The 3,607-nt window shown below is 63.3% G+C and carries 4 protein-coding genes; all 4 read right to left on the bottom strand.

Annotated features, from left to right (window positions below; translation table 11 throughout):
• A partial coding sequence (locus C8D99_RS15010) for a sodium ion-translocating decarboxylase subunit beta (protein ID WP_133959312.1) occupies window positions 1–1,022 on the bottom strand: 1,022 nt, incomplete at its 3' end.
• Between the two features lie 55 nt (window positions 1,023–1,077).
• Complete coding sequence (locus C8D99_RS15005; protein ID WP_133959311.1) at window positions 1,078–1,470, bottom strand: biotin/lipoyl-containing protein; 393 nt, start codon at window positions 1,468–1,470, stop codon at window positions 1,078–1,080.
• A 144-nt stretch (window positions 1,471–1,614) separates the two neighbouring features.
• Window positions 1,615–2,025: an OadG family protein gene (locus C8D99_RS15000; protein WP_133959310.1), complete on the bottom strand. Its 411-nt coding sequence runs from the start codon at window positions 2,023–2,025 to the stop codon at window positions 1,615–1,617.
• Window positions 2,026–2,047: 22 nt separating this feature from the next.
• Window positions 2,048–3,607, bottom strand: a 1,560-nt coding sequence (locus C8D99_RS14995) for an acyl-CoA carboxylase subunit beta (RefSeq protein ID WP_133959309.1), incomplete at its 5' end; no start/stop codon positions are given.

The following is a 3,607-nucleotide window of genomic DNA, read 5'->3' as shown; positions in this document are numbered from 1 at the left end:
CTCTCCTTCTGGGCCACCCGCTGCACTACGCGAGCCGCCATGGGCACCGCGGACACTCCCGCCGCACCTATCATGGGGTTGATCTTCCCGCCGCTCCACTTCTTCAGCACCTGGCCGAACCACACTCCTCCCGCCGTGCTGAAGACGAACGCCACAAGTCCCAGCACCACGATCTTCAGCGTCGCCACCGTGAGGAAGTGCTCCGCGTTCATGGTGGCTCCCACCGACAGTCCGAGGAAGATGGTGGTGGCGTTGAGGATTTCGTTCTGCGCCGCAAGGCTCAGCCTGTCCGTGACCCCGCATTCCCTCACCAGGTTGCCGAACATGAGGATGCCCACCAGCGGCACCGACGCCGGCAGGATGAGGCCCGCCGCCATGGTGGTGACGATGGGGAAGAGGATCTTCTCGAGCTTCGATACGGGGCGAAGGCTGTCCATCCGGATCTTCCGGTCTTCATGGGTGGTGAACATCTTGATGACCGGCGGCTGGATGAGCGGCACGAGGGACATGTAGCTGTACGCCGCCACCGCCACCGCCCCAAGGATCTGCGGCGCGAGCTTCATGGTGAGGTAGATGCTCGTCGGGCCGTCCGCTCCCCCGATGATGGCGATGGACGCCGCTTCCTTCACCGAGAAGCCCATGACCATGGCACCGAAGAGGGCGATGAAGACGCCGAACTGCGCCGCCGCACCGAGGAGGAACGTGACGGGGTTGGCCAGCAGGGGCGCGAAGTCCGTAAGGGCTCCTATGCCCATGAAGATGATGACGGGGTAGATTTCATGCTCCGTGCCGAAGAAGACGTACCGCAGAAAGCCTCCGTCGTCCATGATGCCCGAGAGGGGCAGGTTGACGAGGAGACAGCCGAATCCGATGGGCACCAGCAGCAGGGGCTCAAAGCCCTTGCCTATGGCGAGGTAGAGCATGGTCAGCGCCACGAGGAGCATGACGACGTGACCGCCGGTGAGTCCGGCAAAGCCGGAGGATGTGAGAATCTGTCCTATTGACTGGATGTAAATATCCATTGGCCGGGGGGTCCCTCCTTTGCAGGTCCGGGTGTCGGGCTGACGGGCGGACCCGTCAGCCGATGATCATCATGACGTCGCCGGTGTTGACCGTTTCTCCGTCTCGGGCGCGGATTTCCTTGACCACTCCGTCCGCGGGCGAGAAGATTTCGTTTTCCATCTTCATGGCTTCGAGGACGAGGACAAGGTCCCCGTTCTTGACGGGCGCTCCGACGCTGACGGCTACCCGGAGGATTTTGCCGGGCATGGGCGCGGTGACGGGGGCTCCGGCGCCTCCGGCGGCTGGGGCCGGTGCAGGGGCCGGGGCGGCAGGTGCGGGTGCAGCCGCAGGGGCAGGGGCCGGCGCTGCCGCCGGCGCGGGAGCGGCGGCCGGGGCTCCGGCGCCGAGGTCTTCGACTTCTACGGTGTAGGCGGTTCCGTCTACGGTGATTTTGTATTTTTTGGTCATGGTGGTGGTACGCCTCCTTGTGGTTGTGGTTGTGTCGGCTGTGCCGTTCTGTTTATACTCTGCTTTTGCTCTGTCTGCGCTCTGTTTATACTCTGTCCGGGCTCTGTTTGCGCTCCGTGCTGCCGTTCCTTCCAGGGTCCGGGGTTATTTCCAGTCCCGGCTGAGGCCGCCGAGGGTTTCGATGATGCCTACCCTTTTCCATTCAAGGCCGCCCCGGGGGGCGACGGCGACGGCTCCGCAGGGGCGCACGGAGGTGATGCGGGCTCCGGGGCCTTCGACGGCGGCTACCGCGGCGCTGATGACGGCGAGCAGCCGGCCTTTGTCCGTTCCGGCTGCAGCCACAGGGGCGGCATGGACTGCCGGGGCCGGGGCCGCGGGCGCCGGCGCTGTTCCGCTTCCTCCGCTCTTCTTCCGCTCCAGGGCGGAGGCCATGTACTTGATGCCGTAGATGATGCCGCTGAGGCCTCCAAGGACGAGGAAGACGACGCTGAAGGCGATGATGCTCATGGTGATGGCGCCGCCTACTCCTTCGATCTGTTCATGGATGGGGTTCATGTTCTTTCCTCCTTCCTCTCCGTCAGTGGGGCATGACGCCGTGCTTCCTCCGCGGACGGAGGCTGCGCTTGGTTTCGTTGCCGGCCAGCGCCTGCCAGATTTCTTCCCGCGTGGCCTCGGGCAGGATGACACGGTCGACAAGACCCCGCTCGGCGGCTACGTAGGGGTTGGCGAAGGCTTCACGGTAGTCTTCGATCTTTTTGCTTCTCATGGCGGTGCTGTCTTCCGCCCCTTCGATGTCTTTCCGGAAGACGATGTTGGCGGCTCCTTCGGCTCCCATGACGGCAATTTCGGCCTGGGGCCACGCGAGAACCATGTCGGCTCCGAGGGCCTTGCTGCACATGCCGAGGTACGCCCCTCCGTAGGCTTTCCTGACGACAACGGTGATGAGCGGCACGGTGGCTTCGCTGTAGGCGTAGAGCATTTTGGCGCCGTGCCGGATGATGCCCCCGAATTCCTGTTCGGTGCCGGGGAGGTATCCGGGAACGTCGACAAAGGTGACGATGGGGATGTTGAAGGCGTCGCAGTGCCGGATGAACCGGCTGGCCTTGTCGGAGGCGTTGATGTCGAGGCAACCGGCCATGTTGTTGGCCTGGTTGGCTATGATGCCGATGACTTTGCCGCCCACCCGGCCGTATCCGGTGAGGATGTTTTTGGCCCACAGGGGCTGGACTTCAAAGAAGTCTTCTCCGTCCACGACTTTCCGGATGACGTCCCGCATGTCGTACCCTTTGTTGGGGTTGGTGGGGACGATGGTCCGGAGCTCCATGGCGCGGCGGTACGGGTCGTCCGCCACCGGAACTTCCGGCGCGCTTTCAAGGTTGTTGAGAGGAAGGTAGCTCAGCAGCTTCCTGACCTGGCCAAAGCATTCGTCCTCCGTTTTGGCGGTGAAGTGGGCGTTGCCGCTTTTGGCGTTGTGCGCCATGGAGCCGCCGAGTTCTTCACTGGTGACTTCTTCGCCGGTGACCGCCTTGATGACGGCGGGACCGGTGATGTGCATGATGCCCGTGCCCTCCACCATGAAGATGTAGTCGGTGAGCGCAGGGCTGTAGACCGCCCCTCCGGCGGTGGGGCCCGCTATGATGCTGATCTGCGGGATGACTCCGCTGCTGATGGTGTTCCGGTAGAAGATGGCACCGTATCCGTTGAGGGAGTCCACCGCTTCCTGGATCCGCGCTCCCCCGCTGTCGTTGATGCCGATGACGGGACAACCGGTGGACAGCGCAAGGTCCATGACCTTGCAGATCTTCGCCGCATGCATTTCTCCGAGTGACCCGCCCAGCACGGTGAAGTCCTGGCTGTAGACGTACACTTTCCGACCGTCCACAAGTCCCCAGCCGGTGACCACTCCGTCGGTGTAGTACTTCGTCTTCTCGAGGCCGAAGTTCGTGCACCGGTGACGGACGTATTCGTCCAGCTCCACAAAGGTTCCGGCGTCCAGGAGCTTCGCTATCCTCTCCCGGGCCGTACCCTTACCCTTCTCCTTCTGCTTCGCTATCGCCTTCGGTCCTCCGCCTCCCTGCGCTTCCTCGTGCTTCCTTACCAGCTCTTCGCACAGCTCGTCAATTGTTCGGTGTGACAT

It is taken from the genome of Aminivibrio pyruvatiphilus (assembly GCF_004366815.1).
Classification (GTDB): Bacteria; Synergistota; Synergistia; order Synergistales; family Aminobacteriaceae; genus Aminivibrio; species Aminivibrio pyruvatiphilus.
This window is presented reverse-complemented; position numbering and strand designations above follow the sequence as displayed.

Coding starts and splice junctions, on each gene's coding strand:
- C8D99_RS15005 (WP_133959311.1), bottom strand. CDS start 1,470: ATGACCAAAAAATACAAAATCACCGTAGACGGAACCGCCTACACCGTA.
- C8D99_RS15000 (WP_133959310.1), bottom strand. CDS start 2,025: ATGAACCCCATCCATGAACAGATCGAAGGAGTAGGCGGCGCCATCACC.